The 24635-nt window shown below is 67.4% G+C and carries 21 protein-coding genes and 1 tRNA gene; 15 read left to right on the top strand and 7 right to left on the bottom strand.

The window, feature by feature from the left end:
• The first annotated feature begins 15 nt into the window (after positions 1-15).
• The 3 genes from ilvC to pssA all read left to right on the top strand — a co-directional run bounded on the left by ilvC (position 16) and on the right by pssA (position 2532).
• Positions 16-1032 carry a ketol-acid reductoisomerase gene (gene ilvC / locus KDG50_08310; GenBank protein MCB1865422.1) on the top strand — a complete coding sequence of 339 codons (1017 nt, stop codon included), beginning with the start codon at positions 16-18 and terminating at the stop codon, positions 1030-1032.
• 37 nt (positions 1033-1069) lie between these two features.
• Positions 1070-1702 (top strand): hypothetical protein, encoded by a 633-nt coding sequence (locus KDG50_08305; protein ID MCB1865421.1) that lies wholly within the window; start codon positions 1070-1072, stop codon positions 1700-1702.
• 65 nt (positions 1703-1767) lie between these two features.
• Positions 1768-2532, top strand: a complete 765-nt coding sequence (pssA, locus tag KDG50_08300) for a CDP-diacylglycerol--serine O-phosphatidyltransferase (protein MCB1865420.1) — start codon at positions 1768-1770, stop codon at positions 2530-2532.
• Positions 2533-2556: 24 nt separating this feature from the next.
• Here pssA and KDG50_08295 read toward each other — a convergent pair.
• Positions 2557-2633 (bottom strand) — tRNA-Arg (locus KDG50_08295).
• A 140-nt stretch (positions 2634-2773) separates the two neighbouring features.
• On the opposite strand from KDG50_08295, the gene KDG50_08290 reads away from it, so the two are divergent.
• On the top strand, positions 2774-3859 hold the full coding sequence (locus KDG50_08290; protein ID MCB1865419.1) for a PilT/PilU family type 4a pilus ATPase: 1086 nt from the start codon (positions 2774-2776) through the stop codon (positions 3857-3859).
• Positions 3860-3878: 19 nt separating this feature from the next.
• A complete protein-coding gene (locus tag KDG50_08285; GenBank protein MCB1865418.1) occupies positions 3879-4691 on the top strand; it encodes a dihydrofolate reductase family protein in 813 nt (270 codons plus the stop codon).
• Positions 4692-4694: 3 nt separating this feature from the next.
• On the opposite strand, the gene KDG50_08280 is transcribed toward KDG50_08285, so the two are convergent.
• The 6 genes from KDG50_08280 to pyrC form a co-directional block, all read right to left on the bottom strand.
• Positions 4695-5699, bottom strand: coding sequence for a zinc-dependent alcohol dehydrogenase family protein (locus tag KDG50_08280; GenBank protein ID MCB1865417.1), 1005 nt, complete (start codon positions 5697-5699; stop codon positions 4695-4697).
• A 19-nt stretch (positions 5700-5718) separates the two neighbouring features.
• Positions 5719-6642 carry a TraB/GumN family protein gene (locus tag KDG50_08275; protein ID MCB1865416.1) on the bottom strand — a complete coding sequence of 308 codons (924 nt, stop codon included), beginning with the start codon at positions 6640-6642 and terminating at the stop codon, positions 5719-5721.
• A 107-nt stretch (positions 6643-6749) separates the two neighbouring features.
• Positions 6750-8468 carry a proline--tRNA ligase gene (locus KDG50_08270; protein ID MCB1865415.1) on the bottom strand — a complete coding sequence of 573 codons (1719 nt, stop codon included), beginning with the start codon at positions 8466-8468 and terminating at the stop codon, positions 6750-6752.
• A gap of 20 nt (positions 8469-8488) precedes the next feature.
• Positions 8489-8914 (bottom strand): DNA polymerase III subunit chi, encoded by a 426-nt coding sequence (locus KDG50_08265; GenBank protein MCB1865414.1) that lies wholly within the window; start codon positions 8912-8914, stop codon positions 8489-8491.
• A complete protein-coding gene (locus KDG50_08260) occupies positions 8901-10397 on the bottom strand; it encodes a leucyl aminopeptidase (GenBank protein MCB1865413.1) in 1497 nt (498 codons plus the stop codon). The genes KDG50_08265 and KDG50_08260 overlap by 14 nt, the downstream gene beginning before the upstream one ends.
• A gap of 73 nt (positions 10398-10470) precedes the next feature.
• Complete coding sequence (gene pyrC, locus KDG50_08255) at positions 10471-11508, bottom strand: dihydroorotase (GenBank protein MCB1865412.1); 1038 nt, start codon at positions 11506-11508, stop codon at positions 10471-10473.
• Positions 11509-11642: 134 nt separating this feature from the next.
• On the opposite strand from pyrC, the gene KDG50_08250 reads away from it, so the two are divergent.
• The 10 genes from KDG50_08250 (at position 11643) to KDG50_08205 (ending at position 24342) form a co-directional block, all read left to right on the top strand.
• Entirely contained in the window at positions 11643-12002 is a 360-nt protein-coding gene (locus KDG50_08250) for a sulfur globule protein CV1 (protein ID MCB1865411.1), read from the top strand.
• A gap of 196 nt (positions 12003-12198) precedes the next feature.
• A complete protein-coding gene (aceE, locus tag KDG50_08245; protein ID MCB1865410.1) occupies positions 12199-14853 on the top strand; it encodes a pyruvate dehydrogenase (acetyl-transferring), homodimeric type in 2655 nt (884 codons plus the stop codon).
• A 1-nt stretch (position 14854) separates the two neighbouring features.
• Complete coding sequence (gene aceF, locus KDG50_08240) at positions 14855-16186, top strand: dihydrolipoyllysine-residue acetyltransferase (protein ID MCB1865409.1); 1332 nt, start codon at positions 14855-14857, stop codon at positions 16184-16186.
• Positions 16187-16291: 105 nt separating this feature from the next.
• A complete protein-coding gene (lpdA, locus tag KDG50_08235) occupies positions 16292-18061 on the top strand; it encodes a dihydrolipoyl dehydrogenase (protein ID MCB1865408.1) in 1770 nt (589 codons plus the stop codon).
• Between the two features lie 34 nt (positions 18062-18095).
• Positions 18096-18755 carry a hypothetical protein gene (locus tag KDG50_08230; GenBank protein MCB1865407.1) on the top strand — a complete coding sequence of 220 codons (660 nt, stop codon included), beginning with the start codon at positions 18096-18098 and terminating at the stop codon, positions 18753-18755.
• On the top strand, positions 18752-20569 hold the full coding sequence (locus tag KDG50_08225) for a M61 family metallopeptidase (protein ID MCB1865406.1): 1818 nt from the start codon (positions 18752-18754) through the stop codon (positions 20567-20569). The genes KDG50_08230 and KDG50_08225 overlap by 4 nt, the downstream gene beginning before the upstream one ends.
• 2 nt (positions 20570-20571) lie before the next feature.
• Positions 20572-21918: a 1-acyl-sn-glycerol-3-phosphate acyltransferase gene (locus KDG50_08220; GenBank protein MCB1865405.1), complete on the top strand. Its 1347-nt coding sequence runs from the start codon at positions 20572-20574 to the stop codon at positions 21916-21918.
• Positions 21915-22898 carry a biotin--[acetyl-CoA-carboxylase] ligase gene (locus KDG50_08215; protein ID MCB1865404.1) on the top strand — a complete coding sequence of 328 codons (984 nt, stop codon included), beginning with the start codon at positions 21915-21917 and terminating at the stop codon, positions 22896-22898. The genes KDG50_08220 and KDG50_08215 overlap by 4 nt, the downstream gene beginning before the upstream one ends.
• Positions 22895-23647 carry a type III pantothenate kinase gene (locus tag KDG50_08210; GenBank protein ID MCB1865403.1) on the top strand — a complete coding sequence of 251 codons (753 nt, stop codon included), beginning with the start codon at positions 22895-22897 and terminating at the stop codon, positions 23645-23647. The genes KDG50_08215 and KDG50_08210 overlap by 4 nt, the downstream gene beginning before the upstream one ends.
• Positions 23638-24342 carry an SPOR domain-containing protein gene (locus KDG50_08205; protein MCB1865402.1) on the top strand — a complete coding sequence of 235 codons (705 nt, stop codon included), beginning with the start codon at positions 23638-23640 and terminating at the stop codon, positions 24340-24342. The genes KDG50_08210 and KDG50_08205 overlap by 10 nt, the downstream gene beginning before the upstream one ends.
• Positions 24343-24635: the final 293 nt, after the last annotated feature.

The raw sequence follows: 24635 nt of genomic DNA, 5'->3' as shown, positions 1-24635 counted from the left end.
ACGGCAAGCAACACTATGAACATCTTCTACGACAAAGACGCGGACCTCTCACTGATCACCAGCCGCAAGGTTGCGATCATCGGCTACGGCTCGCAGGGCCATGCGCATGCGAACAACCTGAAGGACTCCGGCGTGGACGTCGTAGTCGGTCTGCGCCCGGGTTCAAGCTCGGCAAAGAAGGCCGAGAATGCCGGCCTGAAGGTGATGCCGATCGACGAAGCGGCCGCGAGCGCGGATGTGGTCATGATTCTCGCGCCGGACGAACACCAGGCCGCGCTGTACCGCGGCCAGATCGAGCCGAACATCAAGCAGGGCGCGGCGCTCGCGTTCGCGCACGGCTTCAACATCCACTTCGGACAGGTCGTGCCGCGCGCGGATCTCGACGTGATCATGATCGCACCGAAGGGCCCCGGACATCTGGTGCGTTCCACGTATATGCAGGGTGGCGGTGTGCCGTCGCTGATCGCCGTGTTCCAGGACGCCTCGGGCAGCGCGCGCGACATCGCGCTCGCCTATGCCAGTGCCAACGGCGGCGCACGCGCAGGTGTGATCGAGACCAACTTCCGCGAGGAAACCGAGACCGATCTGTTCGGCGAGCAGGCCGTCCTGTGCGGCGGCACCACGGCGCTGGTGCAGGCCGGATTCGAGACACTGGTCGAAGCCGGCTATGCGCCGGAAATGGCCTATTTTGAATGCCTGCACGAGCTCAAGCTGATCGTCGACCTCATGTACGAGGGCGGCATCGCGAACATGCGCTACTCGATCTCGAACACCGCCGAATATGGCGATCTGACCCGCGGTCCGCGCATCATCACCGACGAGACCAAGGCCGAGATGAAGCGCATCCTCACGGAGATTCAGGCGGGCCACTTCGCACGCGAGTTCATTCAGGAGAACCAGGCCGGTGCGCCGGTGCTCAAGGCCGGGCGCCGCATCTCGCAGGAACATCAGATCGAAGAGGTCGGGGCACGACTGCGCGGCATGATGCCGTGGATCGGCAAGAACCGGATCGTCGACAAGTCGCGTAACTGATTTCCTCAGGAACGGTCGCGGCAGCCGGAGCCGTCGCGTGGTCGGAGGCATGCGGCAGTTCGTCGCCCCGCCCGGGCGCTGGCTGTTTTCGCTTGGCCTCGCCGTGGCCATCGGCGCGTTCTACTGGCACGCGTGGTGGATCGTCGCCGCGGCGCTGGCGCTCGGCACGCTGGGCGCATGGGTTTTTCGCGACCCGAACCGCGAGGTTCCCCCGGAACCGCTGGGCGTGGTCGCCCCGGTCGACGGCCGGGTGACCAACATCGTCAGTGAGCAGAATGCCCACCTCGAGACGAATGTCACGCGCATGGTCATGCATCGCCGGATACTCGGCGCCTATACCCTGCGCAGCCCCGTGGAGGGACAGCTTGTCGATGTTTGGTCGCAGAAGGGCGACCGGACCGGCCCGGACTGCACCGATGCCGTCGCCCTGCGCATGCGCACCGACGAGGGCGACGACTGCCTGCTCGTGATTCATCGCGGTTTCGCGAACTTCAGCGGTGATTTTCCGTTCAGTGTCGGCGACCGGATCGGTCAGGGGCAGCGCTGCGGGCACCCCGGGGTCGGCGCGTGCATCGAAGTGGTGGTGCCGACAAGCGCAAAGCTGCGCGTCGGGCCGCGCGCGCGGGTGCATGCCGGCAGCACCTTGCTGGCGACCTTCAGTGACCGCTGAGCCGCGCGCCGGCGCCATGGGATAAGATCAACGCCCGCGTCGCGTCAGCACGGTGACAATGCCCGATGGCCACTGAAGCCGACAATTCCCCGAAACGCCGCCGCCGGCGCGGTATCTACCTGCTGCCCAACCTTTTCACCACCGCGGCCCTGTTCGCGGGTTTTTTCGCCGTGGTCAGCGCGATCAACCACCGGTTCGAGGAGGCCGCGATCGCGATTTTCATCGCGATGGTGCTCGACGGGCTGGACGGACGCATCGCGCGCCTGACCGGCACGCAGAGTGACTTCGGCGCCGAGTACGACAGCCTTGCCGACATGGTCTCGTTCGGCATCGCGCCGGCGATGGTGGTCTATGTCTGGTCGCTGTCGAGCTTCGGCAAGTTCGGCTGGCCGCCCGCGTTTCTGTACACGGCCTGCGCGGCCCTGCGTCTGGCGCGGTTCAACACCCAGCTCGGCGTCGCGGACAAGCGCTATTTCCAGGGCCTGGCGAGCCCGGCCGCGGCAGCGACGGTTGCCGGTCTGATCTGGTTCGCGACGGAGTACGAACTGGCGCCGCTGGACATGCGCTGGGTCGCGATGGTGGTCACGGTCATCGCCGCGCTGCTGATGGTCAGTCGCCTGCGCTATCGCAGCTTCAAGGATTTCGATTTCCGCGATCGCGTGCCGTTCGTGTTCGCGGTGGTCGTCGCACTGGCGTTCTTCGCGGTGGCATTCAAGCCGGCGGCGATGCTGTTTCTGGTCGCGGTAGCCTATGCGGCATCCGGCCCGATCGGGACCGCCATCCAGTTGCGCCGGCGTCGGCGCGAGCGGCAGCAGCCGGGTGTGGGCTGAGTCCGCCGCCGCCGCGCAGGGCGGTGGTGCCCCGAGGAGGATTCGAACCTCCGACCTTCCCCTTAGGAGGGGGATGCTCTATCCATCTGAGCTATCGGGGCGTGGCGCGCAAGTCTACCGGATCGTGCCGGAATGACCGTCGACTGCCGAAGCCTTCTGCATCGGGGCTGGTCGGGACGGTGAAACTCGTGGCGTCCTGCTACTATCGGGCAGAAGACTGTCGGGAGCGTTGGGGGACATGCTGAATCTCGATTTCTATCTGAAGCTCATGGTCGATCGCGGGGCCGCGGACCTGTTCTTCTCGGCCGGCGCCGCGCCGCATCTGAAGGGCGACGAGGGCATGGAGCCGGTTGGTGATGCGCCGTTCGATTCCGAGCGGATTCGCGAACTTGCCGAGTCCCTGATGGACGTGCGTCAGATCGAGCGCTTCGAGCGCGATCTGGAAATGAACCTGGCGCTCGAACGCGCGGGCATCGGCCGTTTTCGCGTGAACGTATTCCTGCAGCGCGGCCAGGTCAGCATCGTGATCCGGCATGTGCGCGACCACATCCCGAGCGTGCAGCAACTCAATCTGCCGGCGTATTTTCACCAGCTGGTGTTGGCGCCGCGCGGGCTGATTCTCGTGATCGGCTCGACGGGCTGCGGCAAGTCCACGACGCTGGCATCGATGCTCGATCATCGCGCGGCCAGTGCGTGCAGCCATATCCTCACCGTCGAGGACCCGATCGAGTACGTGCACGACCACAAGCGCAGCGTCGTCGACCAGCGTGAGATCGGCTTCGACACGCTGTCGTATGCGAACGCGCTGAAGAACGCCATGCGCGAGTCGCCGGACGTGATCCTGGTCGGCGAGATCCGCGATTCCGAAACCATGCAGACCGTGCTGTCGTTCGCGCAGACCGGCCACCTGGTGTTGTCGACGCTGCACGCATCCAACGTCGCGCAGGCCCTGCAGCGCATCGTCAGCTTCTATCCCGAGGAGGCGCACGAGCGCGTGCTGCGCGATCTGTCGACGACCATGGTGGCGCTGATCGCCCAGCGACTGATCCCGCACCGCGGTGGCGGGCGCATCCCGGCGATCGAGGTCATGACGCCGACGCCGCGCCTGCGCAAGCTCGTCGAGCAGGGCGACATCGAAGCCATTCCGCGCGCGATGGAAGAGGAGCGCAACGCCCAGGTGCAGACCATGGACCAGTCGCTGTACGCGATGTTCCGCCGCGGACTGATCACCGAGGAAGAGGCACTGCGCAACGCCGACAGCGGCTCGGACCTCGCGCTGCGCATCCGCCTGACCGGCGCCGGTCCGGCGCAGTTCGGCGCGGGCTGATCGGGCAACACCGCGACTGGTGGTTACCGAACTCTGGCCCGATCCGGGTCGCGAACATGCACTTGCGGGGCTCTACCTGAGCCATCCCGTCGCACGCACCGTCGACGGCGCGCGCGTCTACTCGAATTTCGTCACCAGCCTGGACGGCCGCATCGCGCTGCGCGACCCCGTTTCGGGTCGCTTCGGAGTGCCGCGTACCATCGCGAACGCCCGCGACTGGCGCCTGTATCAGGAACTGGCCGCGCAGGCCGATGCGATCGTCGTGTCGGGCCGCTACGTGCGCGAACTTGCCGAGGGCAGCGCACAGGCCGGGCTGCCGGTCAGCGAGGCCGGTTTCGATGACCTGCGCGCGTTCCGGGTCGAACACGGTCTCGCGCCGCAGCCGGCGGTGGTCGTCGTCAGCGGTTCGCTGGACCTGCCGCTCAGCGACGCGCTGTGCGCGGATGCGCGCGAGCGGTTTGTCGCGACTGGCGCCGCTGCCGATCCGGCGCGGTCGGATGCACTGAGGCAGGCCGGATTCACGGTGCTGACCTGCGGTGGCGGCCAGCGCGTGGTGGCACGCGAGCTGATCGCGCAGCTGGCCGAACGCGGGCTGCGCAATCTCTACGTGGTGGCCGGCCCAGTCGTTCTGAACACCTTCCTGGGCGAGGGATGTCTGGACCGGCTGTATCTGACCACCGTCAATCGCGTGTTGGGCGGCGATGAATTCGCGACCTTCGCCGACGGCGCGGCGCTGGTGCCGCCGGTCGATTTCCGGCTTGCCGCAAGCTTCCTGGATCGCGGCGCAGACGGTGCGCCGGAGCAGACCTTCAGCGTGCTCGACCGCGTCTGATACTCATCCGGCGGCGCGCGTATCCAGCACGATCTTGCCGCGCGTGTGGCCGGATTCGACCCGGCGATGCGCCTCGGCGGCATCCCTGAGCGGCAGTACGGCTTCGACCTCGATCCGTAACTGACCCATGTCGATCCACTCCGCGCAGCGCTGCAGGATCGCCGCGTGGCGCGCCAGCCCGGCGGGATCGTTCGTCATCATCGGGGTCAGCATCAGTTCAAAGCCGATGCGCAGGTTCTTCGGCCGTACGGCCTTCCAGCTCACTTCGGGCGGTGGTTCGAGGATCGTCACGACATCGCCATACGGCGCGCAGGCCTCGAGGCTCTGCAAAAAGACCTTGCCGCCGATCGTGTCGAAGACGACATCCGCGCCGCGGCCCGCGGTCAGCGACCGGGTCGCTTCGACGACATTCGTCTGCGTGTAGCGGACGACCTCGTCGGCGCCGAGCGCGCGGACGAACGCGTCCTTTTCCGCCGTGCTGACCGTCGCGATCACGCGCGCGCCACGCAGCTTCGCCAGCTGTACGGCGACATGGCCGACGCCACCGGCCGCGGCGTGAATCAGCAACGTCTGGCCGGCGGTCAGGCGCGCGCGGTCGTAGAGCGCCTCCCAGGCCGTGATCAGCACCAGCGGGCCGGCCGCGGCGAGCGTGAGATCGAGCGTGCGCGGTGCCCGCGCGCAGGCGATCGCCGGCACGACGTTCTGTTCCGCATAGTTGCCGGGCGTCACGCCGATACCGCCGTAGCAGTACCACACGCGGGTGCCGGTGCTGAAACCCGTCACCGACGAGCCGCGCTTGAGCACTTCACCGGCGCCGTCGCAGCCGAGGATCGCCGGCAGCGGCGCAGGGCCGTACAGCCCGCGCGCGCGCAGCTTGGTGTCGACGGGGTTCACGCCCGCGCCATGCAGGGCCACGCGCAGGCTGTCGGCGGGCAGCACGGGTGCTTCGAGTTCGGCGGGCTGGAGGACCTCCGGCTCACCGGCCGCGGTCATCTGGATGCAGCGCATGGGGTCTTCTCCGTGTGGGTCAGCGCGCGGGGTGCAGATCGTAGCCGCGTTCGCGCAAGCCCTGCAGCAGGCCGGTCGGCCCCGGCAGGTGCAGCGCACCAACGGCCACGAACACGCGGCCGCTGTTCAGCAACGGCAGCAGGCGTTCGAGCATCAGGACGTTGCGACGGTCGAGCAGATGTTCGATGAAGCGTCCGCCGGCCCCGCTCGGGTCCTCGCCGATGGATTCGGCCTGAATCGCGTGCAGTCGGTCCAGATCGCCGGCGAGCCAGACCTCGACCATCGCCTCGTGCAGGCGCCGGACTTCGGCGATGTCGTCCAGGGTCTCGCGCAGCAGTTCGGTCTGGTCGGCGTCGGCAAGCGCATTCATCGCGCCGAGCTGCTCGGCGACCGACTCCAGTCCCACGACCGTCTTGCCCGCGGCCGCGGCGCGCGCGGCCAGGTCCTGATCCAGAAAACGGCCCGTTTTGGCCGGCGGCAGGCTCAGCGTGGTCGCCACGGCCCAGGGCTTCATGCGGCTCGCGAGCAGCTCGGGTATGCCGTACTCGGCCAGCGCCGCGATGGCCCGGCGCGCGAGCGCATGGCCCGCGATCGCGCGCAGCTGACCCTCGTCGCCGTAGAGCATGCCCGAAAGCGTCAGGAACACATCCGCGCGAGACAGGTCGAGTTCCAGCACGACGGTATCGGCCGCGTCGAAGCCGCGGCGCACGCGCGCGGGCAGGTTCAGCACCCGCGGGTCTTCGCTGTGGATCGTGCCGAACAGCTCGCCGACCAGCCGGCCGCCGCGCTGAATCTCCCAGTGGATTGCCTGGGCCGGATTCGGCGCCGGCGGAAGCTCGCTGACACTGACCGCCGAACAGGCCGGCGCCAGGGCGGCGGCGAGCGTGACGGCAGCGAGCTTCCGCAGGCGGCGTGCCGCCCGCATCCAGCGAATCGGACTCATGGCGCGAGTCTACGACAGCGCGTGTTCGGCCGCGTTGGCAGCGTATTGCGCACCGTCTACCGATCGCCAACCGTACGCAACCGTACGTGGCAGATGATCCATGCCGATCAGTCGGCGTGTTTCGAGTTCAGCACGCGGGCGAGCGCCTCGGCGCGTGGCAGGGTTTCGGCGGCCTCGGCACGACGGGCGCGGTACTCGAGCTGACCCTCGGCGAGCAGCCGGTCGCTGACGACCAGCCGGTGCGGGATGCCGATGAGTTCGATGTCCGCGAACATCTGACCGGGACGCAGGCCGCGGTCATCGAACAGCACTTCGACGCCGGCCGCGGTCAGCTCCGCGTACAGGGCGTCCGCGGCCTCGCGCACGGCCGCGGAGCGGTCGCGGCCGATCGGGCACAGTGCGACGGTGAACGGTGCGATCGGTTCGGGCCAGACGATGCCGGCCTCGTCGTAGTTCTGTTCGATCGCGGCGGCGACCACGCGCGACACGCCGATGCCGTAACAGCCCATGGTCATGACCGCGCCGCGGCCGTTTTCGTCGAGCACGGTCGCGTTCATCGCCCGTGAATATTTCTGGCCGAGCTGGAAGATGTGTCCGACCTCAATGCCGCGGCGGATCACCAGGCTGCCGTTGCCGTCCGGGCTCGGGTCGCCGTCGACGACGTTGCGCAGGTCGGCGACCTCGGGCAGCGCGACATCGCGACCCCAGTGGATGTCGAACAGGTGCTTGCCGTCGACATTCGCGCCGGCGCTGAAACCGGCGCTGGCCGCGACCGTTCGATCGACCACGCAGGGGATCGGCAGGCCGACCGGGCCGAGCGAGCCGGGCCCGGCGCCGACCGCCGCGCGGATCTCTGCCTCACTCGCCATGCGCAGGGGCTCGGCGACCTGCGCCAGCTTCATGGCCTTCACGGCATTGAGTTCGTGATCGCCGCGCACGAGCAGGGCGACCAGGCCGCCTTCGACGTCCTCGGATGCCTGCACGACCAGCGTCTTGACCGTGCGCTCGATCGGCACGCCATAGCCCGCGACGAGTTCCGCGATGGTCTTCGCATCCGGGGTGTCCACGGTGCGCATGGGGGCGTCGGTCGGGGGCTGCGCCGCGGGCGCGAGCGCCTCGGCGAGTTCGACGTTCGCGGCATACGGCCCGCTGTCGGAGAACGCGATCGCGTCCTCGCCGGAGGCGGCCAGCACGTGAAACTCGTGCGAACTCGAACCGCCGATCGAGCCGGTGTCCGCGGCCACGGCACGGAAGTCCAGCCCGCAGCGGCGGAAGATCGCGCTGTAGGTCGCGTACATCCGGTCGTAGGTCTCCTGCAGCGAGTCCTGTGTCAGATGGAACGAGTAGGCGTCCTTCATCAGGAACTCGCGCGCGCGCATCACGCCGAAACGCGGGCGGATCTCGTCACGGAACTTGGTCTGGATCTGGTAGAAATTCACCGGCAGCTGGCGATAGCTCTTGAGTTCGTTGCGCGCGAGGTCGGTGATGATTTCCTCGTGCGTGGGGCCGAAACAGAACGAGCGGTCATGTCGGTCGACGAGTCGCAGCAGCTCCGGTCCGTAGTGCTCCCAGCGGCCGGATTCCTGCCACAGTTCTGCCGGCTGCACGGCCGGCATCAGCACCTCGAGCGCGCCGGCGCGGTTCATCTCCTCGCGAACGATCGCCTCGACCTTGCGCAGTACGCGCAAGCCCAGTGGCGTCCAGGTGTACAGACCCGCGGCGAGCTTGCGGATCAGCCCCGCGCGCAGCATCAGGCGATGACTGATGACCTCGGCGTCGGCCGGGGTTTCCTTGACAGTCCAGAGCGGGAATTCGGAACAGCGCATGATGATGGATTCTTGGTTGATCAGATGTTGTGAACGGTGGGTTCGACGCCCAGTCTGCGCCAGGCGCTGAAGCGCGCACGGCCGGCCTCGCGTTCGGCCGGATCGGCGCCGACGATCTCGGCGACCCGCTCGATCTCGCTCAGCGCCTCGGGTGTCACCCCCGCGAGGTTGATCGCGACGGCGTGCGGCCATTGGCAGTCTGCGCCCGTGTGGATCACGACCGGTGTCAGCGGATCGATCTCAGCGCTCCACGCTGCGTGAGCGACGAAACTGCCGGGCCGGAAGGTCCACAGCCGCTCGTCCATGCGCGCGCTGGCGGCCGGGTCGGCCGCCACGACCAGCACGCGATGCCCGAGCCCTGCGACCTTCTCCGTCAGGCGGCAGGCGTAGGTCTCGACGGCGTCCACGCCACCGTCGGGCAGGATGTAGAAATCAACCTGCGGCACGCGAGATCAGGTATTCCGCCAGCAGCGGCAGCGGGCGGGCGGTCGCACCCTTGTCCTCGCCGCTCTTCCAGGCCACACCGGCGATGTCGAGGTGCGCCCAGCGCAGCGACTCGGTGAAGCGCCCCAGGAAACAGGCCGCCGTGATGGTGCCGGCCGGGCGCCCGCCGATGTTCTGCAGGTCCGCGAACGGCGATTCGATCTGGCGCTGGTATTCGTCCCACAGCGGCAGCTGCCAGGCGCGGTCGCCGCTGGTCTCGCCGGCCTCGCGCAGCGCATCGATCAGCGGCTGGTCGTTGCCGAGCACGGCCGAGGCCTGATGGCCGAGCGCGATGATGCAGGCGCCGGTCAGCGTCGCCATGTCGATGACGACCTCGGGCTTGAAGCGCCGCGCGTAGGTCAGGGCATCGGCGAGGATCAGCCGGCCCTCGGCGTCCGTGTTCAGGATCTCGATCGTGATCCCGGCCATGCTGGTGACAATGTCGCCGGGCTTGTTCGCGTCGCCGTCCGGCAGGTTCTCGGAGGCCGGCACGACGCCGACGACGTTCAGTGGCAGTTTCAGTTCGGCACAGAGTTTCAGCGCGCCGATCACCGTTGCGCCTCCGCACATGTCGTATTTCATCTCGTCCATGTGTTCGGCCGGTTTGATGGAGATGCCGCCGGCATCAAACGTCAGGCCCTTGCCGACCAGCACGATGGGCGCCCGGCCTTTGCGGCCGCCGTGGTACTCCATGACGATCAGCTTTGCCGGCTGGCGCGAACCGCGCGAGACCGACAGCAGTGCGCCCATGCCCAGTCGCTGCATGCGCGCCTCGTCGAGGACCGTGGTCTTGATCGACTCGCTGGCCTTGCCCAGCGCGCGCGCCTGGTCGGCGAGATAGCTCGGCGTGCAGATGTTGCCGGGCAGGTTCGCCAGGTCCTTGACCACGTCCATGGCCTCGGTCAGCGCCTGGCCCTGGGCCGCGCCCCGGCGCGCGGCGGCGCGCTCGTCGGCCGTCGCGATCAATTGCACGCGTGCGAGGCGTCCACGGCGTTTCGGCGGCTTGCCGCGCATCTGGTCGAAGCGGTAGCTCGCATCGCCCGCAGCGGCCGCGATCCTGCGCGCCGCCCAGTCGGCATCGCGCCCGGTCGGGCGCAGTTCGATCAGCCCCGCGGCGATGCTGGTCTGGCCCGAACGCGCGGCGGCGCCGAGCGCCGAACGCAGCAGCGACAGGTATTTGCGTTCGTCACGCGCGGTCGGATCGCCGGCCGCGACCAGCAGCACACGCCCTGCCTGCACCCCGGCGAGTTCCGGGATCAGCAGGGTCGAGCCGGCGTCCTCGTCCAGATCGCCACGCTTGAGCAGGCGCTTGAGCGCACCGCCGCTTGCTTGGTCGATGGTCGCTGCGGTCGGTGACAGTTGCTGTCCGGCATGGATGCCGGCAATGACAAGATCGCAGCGCAGCGCGGCGGCGGATTGGGTCGTGACGGAGAGTTTGACGGACATGCTGGAATCGGCCTGCGAACGGGACGCGCAGTGTACGGGATTGGCGCCGCGCAGGCCGCTGACGGCAGGCCTGCTACGACCGCGCCATACGCCAGGCGACGCTGCCGCCGGCCCGCAGGGGCACGATCTGCTCGGCGCCGAACGGGTAGTGTTCCGGCAGGGTCCACGCCTCGCGCACCAGCGTGACTCGCCGCGTATTCGGCGGCAGTCCGTAGAACGCTGCGCCGTGAACGGAGCAGAAGCCCTCGAGGCGGTCGAGCGCGCCGGCCTGCTCGAAGGCCTCGGCGTAGAGTTCCAGTGCGGCGGGTGCCGTGTAGCAGCCCGCGCAGCCACAGGCCGATTCCTTCGCGCCGCGGGCGTGCGGCGCGGAGTCCGTGCCCGCGAAATAGCGCGGATCGCCACGCGTGGCGGCCTCCAGCAGGGCCTCGCGGTGGTGTTCGCGCTTGAGCACGGGCAGGCAGTAGTGATGCGGGCGCATGCCGCCGGCGAACATGGCGTTGCGGTTCAGCAGCAGATGGTGGGCCGTGATGGTGGCGCCGACGCCGGGTCCGGCCTGGTCGACGAAGCGGACGGCCTCGGCCGTCGTCGCGTGCTCGAACACCACGCGCAGGCCCGGGTGGCGATCCAGCGCAGGCTTCAGGGTCGTATCAATGAAAACCCGCTCGCGATCGAAGATATCGATCGCGGGGTCGGTGACCTCGCCATGCACGCACAGCACCAGGCCGGTCGCGGCCATGCGGGCCAGAACCGCCTCGATGTTGCGGATGTCGGTCACGCCCGAATCGCTGTTGGTCGTGGCGCCGGCGGGGTAGAGCTTCGCGGCCAGCACGGCAGGTTCGGCGGCGGCGCGGTCGATTTCGTCCGGATCGGTGCGATCGGTCAGGTACAGCGTCATTAGGGGTTCGAAGCGGCTGCCGGCGGGCCGCGCGGCACGGATGCGCTCGCGATAGGCCAGCGCCTGCGCGACGGTGGTCACTGGTGGCGTGAGATTCGGCATCACCAGCGCGCGCGCGAAGCGTTCGGCGGTCGCGGGAACGACATCGGGCAGGCGCGCGCCGTCGCGCAGGTGCAGATGCCAGTCGTCCGGCTGCAATAAGGTCAGGGTTTGCATTACCGTAGTGCGGCCGGCGTGGGGCAGGGGCTTGACTTCATCAGCATTTGCTTATAAACTTTTGCACCAGTTGGATCGATTCCGGTCCACGTTGGCAGTGTCAGACAGTATCCATCTTTTGAGGATTTTGAGACATGAAGAAACTCGTGAAAGTGCTGGCGGTTGCCGGCCTGCTGGGTGTTACCGCCTCCGCGAATGCGTGGTGGGGCCCGTGGAACAACGGTGGCTACAACGGCTGGAACGGTGGTCCGTTCGACGGTTGGGGTCTTGGTGACGGCACCGGCGACTTCGACTTCAACATGAGCGGTCGCTCGAACATGCGTGGCTACGGTCGCGGCTACGGTCAGGGCGAAGGCTACGGCTACGGCAGTGGCTACGGCTACCCGGGCTACGGCTACGGCCCGTACGGCTATCCGGGCTACGGCTACGGCGCCCCGTACGGCTACGGCGCCCCGCCGGCCCCGCCGGCCCCGCCGGCTCCGGAAGCGAAGTAATCCACTTCGCGACCTGACCCGGGCGTTCGCGCCCGGGTACGCCAAAGAAGGCGTGCACTTCGGTGCACGCCTTTTTTTTGTGCGGCGGAAACCCGCACGGAAGCTGTGCTGTTGGTCGCGACCACGCATGCCATAATGCGGTCCGTCGATCCGCACGCGGATCGCCTCTCGTTTCATCCATTCCCGGATTGCTTTGATGGCCGCAGATATCGATCAGGACCCGCAGGAAACCCAGGAATGGCTCGACGCGCTTGCGTCCGTCATCGAGAACGAAGGCGTCGATCGCGCGCACTATCTGCTGGAGCGACTGGTCGACAAGGCGCGCCGTTCCGGCGCGTACCTGCCCTACAGCGCGAACACCGCGTATGTGAACACCATCCCGGCCGGCGCCGGTGCGCGCAGTCCCGGTGATTCCGCGATGGAGCGGCGAATCCGCTCGCTGGTGCGCTGGAACGCAATGGCGATGGTCGTGCAGGCCAATCGCGAGAGTTCCGAACTCGGCGGACACATCGCGAGCTTTGCCTCGGCGGCGACGCTGTTCGATGTCGCCTTCAATCATTTTTTCCGCGGTGCCGATCATGCGTCCGGCGGCGACCTGGTGTATTTCCAGGGCCACTCGGCGCCCGGGGTTTACGCACGTGCGTATCTCGAGGGCCGCCTGACTGAAGCGCAGCTGGACGGCTTCCGCCAGGAAGTCGAGCGCGACGGGCTGGCCTCGTATCCCCATCCGTGGCTGATGCCGAACTTCTGGCAGTTCCCGACCGTGTCCATGGGCCTGAGCCCGTTGATGGCGATCTACCAGGCGCGCTTCATGCGTTATCTGGAACACCGCGGGCTGGCGGAAACCTCCGATCGCAACGTCTGGGCCTTCTGTGGCGACGGCGAGATGGACGAGCCGGAATCGCTCGGTGCGATCTCGCTCGCATCCCGCGAGCAGCTCGACAACCTGATCTTCGTCGTCAACTGCAACCTGCAACGGCTCGACGGGCCGGTGCGCGGCAACGGCAAGATCATCCAGGAGCTCGAGGCCGTGTTCCGTGGCGCGGGCTGGAACGTCGTCAAGGTGATCTGGGGTTCGTACTGGGATCCACTGCTCGCGCGCGACAAGGACGGCGTGCTCGTGCGGCGCATGGAAGAAGTCGTCGACGGCGACTACCAGGCCTACAAGGCCAACGGCGGCGCGTTCGTGCGCAAGCATTTCTTCGGCAAGTATCCGGAGCTCGCCGACATGGTCGCGACGATGTCCGACGAGGACATCTGGCGCCTGAACCGTGGCGGCCACGATCCGCACAAGATCTACGCCGCCTACCACGAAGCGGTCGGGCGCAACGGCAAGCCCACGGTCATCCTCGCGAAGACCGTCAAGGGCTACGGCATGGGGGAGGCCGGCGAGGGCCAGAACGTCACGCACCAGCAAAAGAAGATGGGCGAGGACGCGCTGCGCAAGTTCCGCGACCGCTTCAACATTCCGGTCGATGACGACCAGATTGAGGCCGCCGCGTACTACCACCCCGGCGAGGACAGCGACGAGATCAGGTACATGAAGGCGCGGCGCGCCGCGCTCGGTGGTCCGGTTCCGGCACGTGTGCTGCGCGCCCCGGCGCTGACGATTCCCGATCTCAAGGTCTTCGACTCCATGCTGACCGGCAGCGAAGACCGCAAGATGTCGACAACCATGGTCTGGGTGCGGCTGCTGAACGCATTGCTGCGCGACAAGAACATCGGCCGGTATGTCGTGCCGATCGTCCCGGACGAGGCGCGCACCTTCGGCATGGAAGGCATGTTCCGCCAGTACGGCATCTATTCATCAGTCGGCCAGCTGTACCGGCCGGTCGATGCCGAACAGGTCATGTACTACAAGGAAGACAAGAAGGGACAGATCCTCGAGGAAGGCATCAACGAAGCCGGCGCGATGGCCTCGTGGATGGCCGCGGGCACCGCGTATGCAAACCATGGCGTCGCGATGATCCCGTTCTATGTCTTCTACTCCATGTTCGGCTTCCAGCGCATCGGTGACCTGGCCTGGGCGGCCGGCGACATGCGGACGCGCGGCTTCCTCATGGGTGGCACCGCCGGGCGCACCACGCTGGCTGGCGAAGGCCTCCAGCACCAGGACGGCCACAGTCACCTGCTCGCGTCCATGATCCCGAACTGCGTCGCCTACGACCCGACGTTTGGTTATGAACTGGCCGTGATCGTGCACGACGGCCTCGAGCGCATGTACGGGCGCGGCGAGGATGTCTACTACTACATCACGATCATGAACGAGAACTACGAACACCCGCCGATGCCCGAGGGCGCGGCCGAAGGTATTCGTCGCGGCATGTATCTGCTCAGACAGGGCGGCGATCACGCGCACCGGGTGCAGCTCGTCGGCAGCGGCGCGATCCTGCGCGAGGTGCTTCAGGCAGCGGAACGGCTGGAATCCGAATATGGGGTTTCTGCGGATGTCTGGAGTGCGACCAGCTTCAACGAACTGCGCCGCGAAGGCATCGAGACCGATCGCTGGAACCGTCTGCACCCCGAGGAAACTCCCCGGATCAGTTATGTCGAGCAGTGCCTGAAAGACCGCGCCGGTCCGGTCATCGCCGCGAGTGACTACGTGCGTGGTTATGCGGACCAGATTCGCAACTGGGTGCCGGCCGCCTATCACGTGCTCGGAACCGACGGTTTCGGTCGTTCGGATACGCGCAGCCAGCTGCGGCGCTTTTTTGAGGTCGACGCGCGTCATGTCACGGCCACCGCGCTGTATGCACTGGCCGGCGACGGCAGCCTGGAGCGCTCGGTCGTGACGAAGGCCATGCAGGCGCTCGATATCGACCCCGAGCGCGTCGCGCCGTGGAAGAGCTGACATGGGCCGCATGACAGAGGTCCGCGTGCCGGACATCGGCGACTTCGACAAGGTCGATGTCATCGAGGTGCTCGTCGCCGCGGGTGATCGCGTCGAGATGGAGCAGTCGCTGATCACGCTCGAAAGCGACAAGGCGACCATGGAGATTCCGTCACCGGCCGCCGGCGTCGTGCGCGAACTGCGTGTCGCCGTCGGCGACAAGATCGGCGAGGGCGCCGTGATTCTCGCGCTGGATGCCGACGAGGCGGGCGCCGGAGAAGCCGACCCGGCGCCGGCAGCCAAAAAGCCCGCGCCGCAGAAAAGCGAGCCGGTTTCGGCACCGCCGCCTGCGCCTGCGCCTGCGTCTCAGGCCGCGCCGAAAACGCCGGCGCCGGGTGATGCGCCGCGCAAGCCCGCGCCGATGCCCGCCTACACACCGGTCGGCAATCCCGGAAAGTCCCATGCCGGGCCCGCCGTGCGGCGATTCGCGCGTGAACTCGGAGTCGATCTGTCACGCGTGGAAGGCAGCGGACCGAAGGGCCGCATCCTGAAAGACGATGTGCAGAACTGGGTCAAGACCACGCTTGCACAGCCTGCGGCGAGCGGTGCCACGGCACTGGCGATCGAACCGCCGCCCGAGATCGACTTCTCGAAGTTCGGTCCGATCGACACGGTCGAACTCAGTCGCATTCAGAAGAAATCCGGCCCGCACCTGCACCGCAGCTGGGTCAGCGTGCCGCATGTCACGCAGTTCGACGAGGCGGACATCACCGAACTCGAGGAATTCCGTCAGAAGAGCAAGAAGGACGCCGAGACCACCGGCGTCAAGCTCACCTTTCTGCCGTTCCTGATGAAGGCCTGTGTGTCGGCACTGCGCAAGTATCCGGCCGTGAATGCGTCGCTGTCGGCGGATGGCGAACACCTGATCCTGAAGAAATACATTCACCTCGGCATCGCGGTCGATACGCCGGACGGACTGGTCGTGCCCGTGGTGCGCGATGTCGATCGCAAGGGCCTGTATGAACTTGCGCGGGAAGTGGCCGACGTCAGCGAGCGCGTGCGTGCCGGCAAGCTCACGCCACGCGATCTGCAGGGTGCGAGCTTCACGATCTCCAGCCTGGGCGGCATCGGCGGCACGAATTTCACGCCGATCGTCAATGCGCCGGAAGTCGCGATCCTGGGCGTGGCGCGTGCGAGCATGAAACCGGTCTGGAACGGTTCGGAATTCGAGCCGCGGCTGATGATGCCGTTTTCGCTTTCCTATGATCATCGGGTCGTGGATGGCGCGCTCGGCGCACGGTTTACGACCTATCTGGCGGCGGTGTTGTCGGATATACGTCGCTCGCTGCTTTGATTGCAGTTCGGTCGGTTCGCCAGGACTGTCCGAACTCAACAATGACAAGAGGCCGTGGTCATTGCGAACAACGGCTGGAGTGTGTGAACAAGAACGGGTGTCGTGATGACTGAGACGATTGCGATCAAGGTTCCGGATATCGGCGATTTCGACCAGGTCGATGTCATCGAGGTGCTCGTAAAGCCCGGCGACGAGGTCGCCGTCGAGCAGTCGCTCATCACGCTGGAAAGCGACAAGGCGACGATGGAGATCCCGTCGACCGCCGCCGGCAAGGTCCGAAAGGTGCTCGTTGCGGTCGGCGACAAGGTCGGCGAGGGTGCCGCGATTGTCGAGATCGAGGCGGCCGGTGGCGCCGCTGCGGCAGTTGCGCCAGCCGCGCCCGAACAGAAGCCCGCGGAAGAGGCGAAAGCGGCGTCGGTGCCGGTGGCAGCTGCCGGCACGGCACCGGACAGCGTGGACATTACGACCGAAGTCGTCGTCCTCGGCGCAGGTCCGGGCGGCTATACGGCGGCGTTTCGTGCCGCCGATCTTGGCAAGCGTGTCGTTCTGATCGAACGGTTTCCGCAACTCGGCGGGGTCTGCCTGAATGTGGGCTGCATCCCGTCAAAGGCCCTGCTGCATACCGCGGAGATCCTGCATGACGTCGCGCATTGCGCCGAGCGCGGCGTGCGCTTCGGTGCGCCCGAGATCGACATCGAGCAGATGCGCAGGCACAAGGCCGGTGTCGTCGCGAAACTCACCGACGGACTTGCCGGGCTCGCGAAACGGCGCAAGGTCGAGGTCGTGACCGGGGTCGGCCGATTCATGAGCCCGAACACGATCGAAGTCGACAACGACGGTGTGAAGAAGACCGTCGGCTTTGAGCATTGCATCATCGCCGCCGGCTCGCGCGTCACGAAGATCGACGCTTGGCCGAACGAAGATCCGCGCATGCTCGATTCGACCGGCGCGCTGGAACTGGCCGACATCCCCGAACGACTGCTCGTCGTCGGCGGCGGGATCATCGGTCTGGAGATGGCGACGGTCTACCAGGCGCTGGGGTCGAAGGTCACTGTCGTCGAGCTGACCGACCAGCTCATGCCCGGCGCGGACGCCGATCTCGTGCGCGCGTTTACGGGTGTCGTGAAGAAGCGCTACGAGGCGATCTACCTCGGCACCAGGGTGACTGCGATCGAAGCCGCGGACGATGGCATGCATGTTTCGTTCGAAGGCGGCAAGGCGCCGGCAAGCGCGACCTTCGATCGCGTGCTGGTCGCGATCGGTCGACGGCCGAACGGCGATCGCATCGATGCGCAGGCCGCGGGCGTCGAGGTCGATGCGCGCGGCTTCATCGCGGTCGATGCCGAACGGCGCACGAATGTTCCGCACATCTATGCGATCGGTGACATCTGCGGTCAGCCGATGCTCGCGCACAAGGCCACGCACGAGGCGAAGGTCGCGGCGGAATCGATTGCCGGGCACAAGGTCGCGTTCGAGCCATTGACGATTCCATCCGTTGCCTACACGAATCCCGAGGTCGCATGGATGGGCCTGTCCGAGGCCGAGGCGAAGGCAAAAGACATCGAGGTCGACGTTGCAAAGTTTCCATGGGCCGCGAGCGGTCGCGCACTCGGCATCGGTGCGACCGATGGCGTGACGAAGCTGGTGTTTGAGAAGGAAACCCGCCGCCTGCTCGGTGCCGGCATCGTTGGGCGCAACGCCGGCGAACTGATTGCCGAAACGGTGCTGGCACTCGAGATGGGCGCGGACATGGACGATCTGGGGCTCACGATTCATCCGCACCCGACGCTGGCTGAAACCGTTTGTTTCGGCGCCGAGATGGCCGCCGGCACGATCACGGACCTGTACGTGCCGAAACGCGAGCGCAAGTCCTGAGGCCGGTGTGTAGCGCGTTCCGGGCAGCACCACGATGAACCTGCTGTGGCTCGCGGTCGGACTGTGCGCATTCGGCGCCGCGCTTCTGCTGGTCTCCGGTGCGCGACGTCTGCGCAGCGGGCGGGCATTCAGCGCGACCTGGCGCGTGGGCAATGCAACGGTGCTGGGCGTGCTTGCCGCCGTGCTCGGCCTGGCCGGGCTCGATCTGCATACCTATCATCGCCTCACGCACGAACGGCCGGTTGCGACACTGGAACTGGTGCAGGTGTCACCGCAGCGTTTCGTCGCGCGTCTCGATCGTGCCGATGACGAGCGGCCCATCGAGATGTTCAACCTCGCGGGCGACGAATGGCAGCTCGATGCGCGCGTGCTCAAGTGGCGGGGACCGGCCATTCTTGCCGGGTTCGACACGCTCTATCGCCTCGATCGCATCGCCGGACGGTTCCGTGACATCAGCCGCGAACGCAGCGGACCACGCGAGGTGCACGACCTCAACGCCAGTGAGACGCTGGATCTGTGGAGCCTGGTTCGTGAGCACCCGCGCTGGCTCGGCTGGCTGGATGCGCAATACGGCAGCGCAACCTATCTGCCCATGGTCGACATGGCGCGTTACAAGGTGTCGATCAGCACGAGCGGGCTCATCGCGCGTGCGGACAACGACGTTGCCGAACGCGCCGTGCAGAACTGGAAATGACCACGGTCGCCGAGCCGTTGCTCTACCGGCTGCGTCCGGCCGCGCCACAGGCGCATCGCTTTCATGTCACGCTGACGATTCCGAATCCGGCTCCCGGCGGCCAGCGCCTGACGATGCCGGCATGGATTCCCGGCTCCTACATGATTCGCGACTTTGCGCGAAACCTCGTGTCGATCTCGGCACGCGGTCCGGGTGGCCCGCTCGCGCTCGACAAGCTCGACAAACACAGCTGGCGGATCGCCGCGGGCGCGGGACCGGTCACGGTTGAATACGAGGTCTATGCCTGGGACATGAGCGTGCGCGGCGCGCATCTCGATACCACGCATGCGTATGCGAACGGAGCGGCGGTGTTCCTGCGCGTTGCCGGTCAGGACACAGCGCCGTGTGAGCTTGAGGTCGAACCGCCGCCCGTGCCGATCGGTGCGGACTGGCGTGTCGCGACTTCCATGCCGCGCTCGGGCGCCGCGCCGTGGGGGTTCGGCCGTTATCGGGCTTCGAACTACGACACGCTGATCGATCATCCGATCGAGATGGGTCGATTCGATGCACGCGAATTTCCCGTGCGCGGGGTTGTGCATCGGCTGGTGGTCACGGGCCGGCACGATGGCGATCTGGATCGCCTTGCCGGCGATCTCCAACGCATCTGCGCGACCCATGCGGATCTGTTCGGTGAACTGCCGCCGAATGAATACCTGTTCCTGCTCACCGTGGTGGGCGACGGCTATGGTGGTCTCGAACACTGTGACTCGACCAGCCTGATCGCCGGGCGCAACACCCTGCCACGCGCCGGGCTGGATGCAGCGGACGCCGAGTATCGCAGGCTGCTCGGGCTCGCAAGCCACGAGTACTTTCATCTGTGGAATGTCAAACGTATCCAGCCGGCGGCATTCGTGAATGCCGCGCTGGATGCCGAGGTGTATACGCGCCAGTTGTGGATATTCGAGGGCTTCACGTCGTACTACGACGATCTCGCACTGGTGCGCGCGGGGCTGATCACGACGGATGCCTATCTGGGGCTGGTGGCCGAGACGATCACCCGCGTGCTCGGCGGCAGCGGGCGTCTGCGCCAGAGCGTTGCGGAATCGAGCTTCGATGCCTGGACGCGCTTCTACAAGCAGGACGAGAACGCACCGAACGCGATCGTCAGCTATTACCAGAAGGGCGCACTGGTCGCGCTAGCGCTCGATCTCGCACTGCGCCGTGCAAGCGATGGCAGGGCGAGTCTCGATGACCTCATGCGCGTGCTCTGGCGCGACTTCGGCCCGGGCAGCGGCGGGGTGCCTGAAGGCACGGTGGAGCAACTCGCGTCCGGGCTTGCAGGAGAAGACCTCTCGACCTTCTTCGCGCGCTACGTGCACGGCACCGAAGACCCGCCGCTCGCGGAACTGCTCGTGGACGTCGGTGTGGAATACAGACTGCGCGCGCCGGAGCCGGAGAAATCCGCCGCCGCCCGGCTGGGCGTCAAGCTCGCTTCTGGCAGTGTCGTGCGCCTGGGTTCGGTGTTCGATGGCGGGGCCGCACAGGCGGCGGGTCTTGCGGCAGGTGATGAAATCGTCGCGATCGACGGCGTGCGTTGCGACGCGGCCGGTCTGGATGCCCGCATCGCCCGCATCGCGCCCGGACGAACGTTGAGCGTGCATGCGTTCCGCCGCGACGAGCTGAACGTGTTCGAACTCGCGCTGCCGGCCGCTGCCGATTCCGTCTGCGCGCTCGGCCTCGCTTCGAACGCCGACGCCGATTGCCTGCGCCGGCGCGCGGCATGGTTGGTCGCAACCCCGCAGGCGGAAACCGTCCGGCGCCGCGCGAACGGCTGAGCATGAACACGCACGCGGCGCAGCGCCTGTGGCGACGCTTCTGCGTATTCATCGTGCGTGTGTTCTACCGACGCTTCGAGGTGCACGGTCTCGAACATCTGCCGTTGCAGGGGCCCGTCGTGCTGTGCGCGAATCACGCCAGCGCGCTTGCCGACGGACTCGTCGTCCAGGCGGCGGTCGCACGCCCCGTGCATCCGATCGCACGCAGTGGTCTGTTTCGCAATCCGCTGCTGCGGCCGTTTCTCGCGCTGGTTCAGGCCGTGCCCGTGGAGCGCGCCCAGGACGCCGGCAGCGATCCGTCACGCAACCTCGCGAGTTTCGATCGTTGCTTTGAAATGCTTGCGCGCGATGCGGTGCTGCTGATCTTTCCCGAAGGTCAGAGTCACGGCGATCCGCGTCTGCGCGATCTGAAAACCGGTGCCGCGCGGATTGCACTGGGCGCCCGTGCGCGCAACGCGACCGCGCCCGCCGTCGTGCCGTTGGGATTGACGTTTGCGGGGCTCGGCGAGTTTCGACCGACGATCTCGGTCGAACTCGGACCGCCGCTCGTGCTGCCCGCGGGTGACGAACGCGATCCGCAGGCCGTACACGCCCTGACCGATGCCATCGCCGAAGCGCTCGCCGCGGTCACCGTCAACGCGGAGAGCTGGGAACAGCGCGACTTTGCCGCACGGCTGGAACGTTTCTTCACCCGACGGGCGGGGCGTTACCGGCGCGCGGCCCTGGCGCGACGCTATCGCGTGCAGCGTCGCCTGATCGGCGCACTGCGGTTGCTCGAACAACGCGCCCCGCGGCGGCTGGCGCAGGCGCGTGACGAACTCGTGCGGTTTCAGCAGCGCTGCGCATGGCTCGGCCTGAACGACTATCAGCTTGACCTGCGCTACGACTCGGCCAGCGTGCGGCGTTTCGTGCTGCATACCTTGTTCGTGGTGCTGGTGCTGGTGCCGGTTGCGGCCTGGGGCGCGCTGAATTCCGCGCTGCCGTTTCTGCTCACACGCTGGGCGAGTCGACGGATCGCCCGCAGCGACGATCAGTACGACAGCGCCCGCATCGCGACCGGGTTTGCCGCCTACGGCGCGTTCTGGGGCGTGCAGACCTGGCTGGTGACGCGCGGGTTCGGCGCGGGCTGGGGCATCGCCTACGCCGCGACGCTGCTGCCGGCGACCATCGCGGCGGCGGCCGTGGTTCGCGCGCGGCGGCGGATCGTCGACAATGTGCGGGTGTTCTTCCTGTTCTGGCGACAGCGTGGTTTGCGCGGTGCCCTGCGTCGCGAGCGTGGGGCCGTGGAGCGGCAGATCGCCGCGCTCGCGCGTCTGGCGCGGCGTCTGGACCGGGCGCCGGGAACATGAGCGAGACACCGGACTGGGCGGAACGCTGCCTGCCCGTGATCGCGCAGCTGGCCGACGGCGCCGTGCGCTCCGGCGAGTCGCTCTGCGCCGAACTCGGCATCACCCGTGCGGCGTTGTGGAAACGCATCCAGCACCTGCCGGAACTCGGTGTGGATTTCCGTGCGCTGAAAGGGCGCGGCTATCACCTGCTGACGCCGGTTGAACTGCTCGACGCCGGGCGCATCGATGCCGCGCTCGCCGCAATCGGCGCGGTGCCGCGGCCGCGCTATTCCCTGCTCGCGCTGACGGACTCCACGAACGCCCGGGCGCGTGAACTCGCGCATGGTGCGGCGGTGCTGGCCGAGTGGCAGTCGCACGGTCGCGGCCGGCACGGCCGCAGCTGGCATTCGCCGTTCGGCGCGAGCGTGTATCTGTCGTATCGCTGGCGATTCGAGCGTGCGCCGGCGGAACTCGCCGGGCTCGGCATCGCGCTCGGCATCGCGGCGGCCGAGGCGCTGGTTGCCATGGGCGCGCAGGGCATTGGCATCAAGTGGCCGAACGATCTCGTCGCGGGCGGACGCAAGCTCGGCGGCATGCTGATCGAACTCGTCGGCGAGGCCTACGGTCCGTGCGAGGTCGTCGCCGGCATTGGCGTGAATCTGTCCCTGCCCGACCGCATTGCAAGCTCGATCGACCAGCCGGTTACGGACCTCGCCCGGCAGTGTCCCGTTCCGCCATCGCGCAACGCGCTGGCTGCACAGCTGCTGTGGCGCTGGCGGCAGGCGCTCGAGCATTACGCGAAGGAGGGACTGTCCGCGTCGATCACGCGCTGGCCCGCATTCGATGTGCTGGACGGGCGTGAGGTGGTGATTCATCAGGGCCGCCGCGAAACGCATGGTCGCGCCGCCGGCATCGAACCAAACGGCGCGCTGCGGCTGTGGCGCGACGGCATGATCGAAACCTACGCCGCTGGCGAAGTCAGCGTGCGCAGGCGCAAATGAACGGTGCGCTCTGGCTCGTGGACTGCGGCAACACGCGCGTGCGCGTGGCGGCCGCGGATGTCGCGGCGGGAACGCTCGGCGCCATCGACACGCATGCGCACGGACGCGATCCCGAGGGACTCGTGGCCTGGCTGGATATGCGTGGCGGCGTTCCCGACCGCATGGTCGCGAGCTGTGTCGGCGCAGAGGCGCTCTGGGTGGCGATCCGGGCCTGGGCCGAAACGTGCGGCGTTCGGCTCGATCGGTTCGTCTCCCCGGTATCGGCCTGTGGCGTCACGAACGCGTATGCGCGGCCCGGCGACCTCGGCGCCGATCGATTCGCGGCGATGATCGGCGCGTTCGGCGCGGGGCTCGCGCCCTGTCTGATCATTGATGCCGGCAGTGCCGTGACCATCGATCTGCTGGCTGCCGACGGCATTCACCACGGCGGCGCGATCCTGCCCGGGCGCTCGGCGATGGTGGCAGCGATTGGCAACAGCACCACCCTGCACGCGGACCCGGCCGCAACCCCGGGCGCGGATTTCGCCGATTCCACGCCGGGGGCCATCGCCGTCGGCCGCGCGTTTGCCTACTGCGGCACCCTCGCGCTGGCACTCGAACGCGCCGAGGCCCTGCTCGGGCTCAGGCCGCGCGTCGTCTGTACCGGCGGCGATGCCGCGCAGTTCACCGTCTGTCCGGGCGAATCGGTCGTCATCGAGCCGGCGCTGGTGTTGCGCGGGCTGCTACGCTACGCCGCGGCATGTCCATGAGGAACCTGTTCCTGCTGCTTCTGGTCGCGAACCTCGCGCTCGCGAGCTGGCTCGGCCTGCGCACACCGCCGCCGCAGCTGCCGCTGACCGGCAACTCGCCCGGGCTGGTGCCGATCCGCCTCGTGGGCGAGCGCGCCGAGCCGGTGTCCACGCCTTCGACGGTCGTCGCCTCGCCGCTGACCTCCGGTCGCGCCCTGGTTGCGGCCTCGGCCTGCCGGCGCATCGGCGTGCTGCCCGATCGTGCGGCGGCCCTGAAGCTGGTGGCCGCGCTGGACAAGGTCGCAAGCGCAACGCGCATCGAGGCCGATCCCGAACGCGAGCGCGTGGGCTTCTGGGTGCTGATTCCGCCGCGCTCCACGCGCGAATCCGCCGAGCGCACCCTGCAGCAGGTGCGCCAGAGCGGTATTCAGGACGTCTGGCTGTTCCGCAGCGGTGAGCTCGAAAATGCCATCTCGCTCGGCCTGTACGCGCGCATGGAAAATGCCGAAAAGCGCCGCGACGCCATCGCCAACCGCGGGTTTCGTGCCGAGATTCGCCCGCGCTACAGCGACCGCGAACGCCAGTGGGTTCGCGTACGCCTGAACGATCCCGACTTCGACCTGCGGCCGCTCGCTTCCGGGGTCGACGGCGTGCCCGGCAACGTGGCCATCAGCACCGAGGCCTGCGCCGACGACCTCGTGGCTTCCAGACCGTAACTGCACGAACGACCGCGATCAGGGAAAATGTCGCGGCCGCGCAATCCCTCAGGGTCAACCGGCCGTTCAGGACGAAGGGCTGGGCAAAGCTACAGGGACGTAAACCAGCACTGCGGTGTTGCGAAGAACGCTGGCGTAGCTCAGTTGGGTGAGTGGCGCTGGCCGCAGGCCATCGGAAGCCATATAGATGGCTTCCGAAGCCGCGAACGCCTTTCAGGGATGAAAGGCTGGGCAAAGCTACAGGGACGTAAACCAGCACTGCGGTGTTGCGAAGAACGCTGGCGTAGCTCAGT

This window comes from Chromatiales bacterium (genome assembly GCA_020445605.1).
Classification (GTDB): Bacteria; Pseudomonadota; Gammaproteobacteria; order JAGRGH01; family JAGRGH01; genus JAGRGH01.
This window is presented reverse-complemented; position numbering and strand designations above follow the sequence as displayed.